This is a genomic window from Bartonella sp. MR168JLCBS, assembly GCF_042194175.1.
This window is the reverse complement of the sequence record NZ_JBHIMP010000112.1, coordinates 1-1,252: the sequence shown is the minus strand read 5'-3', so window position 1 is coordinate 1,252 and position 1,252 is coordinate 1. Positions and strand designations below refer to the sequence as shown.

Genomic DNA, 1,252 nt, shown 5'->3' with positions numbered 1-1,252 from the left:
AGGCATTGAAGGCTCAGCACACTTGTCTTTCCCTGCTTGATTTGCTGAGTGTCTTCAATGTTTTTACTTTATCTTTTTTATAATTCAGCTTAATAATCCTAATTTTTGAGAACTCTCAGTTTAGATTGGAAAAGCGCTTATGCCTGTTCTTACAGATCCACTTCAGCTACTACAGGCGCTTATTCGTTGTCCTTCTGTGACCCCTTATGAAGCAGGTGCCTTGTCAACTTTGGAACAGATTTTAACAAAGATGGGATTTAATGTTAAGCGTCCTGTTTTTACTGATAAAAATACAGAAGATGTTGAAAATCTTTATGCCAAGATGGGCGGAGAAGGACGACATCTTATGTTTGCAGGTCATACTGATGTTGTGCCGCCAGGCGCGTTAGAAGATTGGACATACCCTCCTTTTGCAGGTGTCATAGATCAGGGAAAATTATATGGGCGAGGTGCTGTTGATATGAAGGGCGCAATCGCGTGTTTTGTTGCAGCGCTGGCTCGGATCCTTGAAAAACGGTCGATTAAAGGAATGGTAAGCCTTTTGATCACCGGAGACGAAGAGGGTCCTGCACTTAACGGTACGGTCAAACTTCTGAAATGGGCCGAGCAAAAAGGTGAAAAATGGACAGCAGCTCTTGTGGGAGAACCAACAAGCGTAAAAACTGTTGGTGATGTCATTAAGATTGGGCGCCGGGGATCACTTTCTGGTGTCGTGACGGTTAAAGGTCGACAAGGTCATGTTGCTTTTCCGGAGCGGGCAGGTAAACTTATTCAAGCATTGACACGAACTGCTTTAGATCGAGGAACAGAGAATTTTCAACCAAGCAATTTGGAATTAACAACTATTGATACGGATAACCCTGCGGTAAATGTTATTCCAGCGCAGACAACGATCCGCTTTAATATACGCTACAATGATGTTTGGACAAAAGAAACGCTTATGACGGAAATTGAAAAACGTCTTGCTTCGGTGCAATTAAAAAACAATGATGATCAATACCCCTACTATCAGCTTGAATGGATTCCAAGCTTGGGGAGTGTTTTTATAACTAAAAATGACAAACTCATTAAAATTTTATCAAATGCTATTGAAAGCGTCACAGGGAATATACCAGAATACTCAACTTCAGGCGGCACATCGGATGCGCGATTTATTAAAGATTATTGCCCAGTGGTTGAATTTGGTTTACCGGGACAAACGATGCATATGGTAGATGAATGTGTGACTCTTGACGCAATAGAAACCCTCAAC

Annotated in this window: 1 protein-coding gene; it reads left to right on the top strand. The window is 41.9% G+C overall.

All coding sequences use genetic code 11. From position 1 onward, the window contains the following. Positions 1-139: 139 nt before the first annotated feature. On the top strand, positions 140-1,252 hold a 1,113-nt coding region (gene dapE / locus ACFIK8_RS09550), incomplete at its 3' end, for a succinyl-diaminopimelate desuccinylase (protein WP_375669288.1).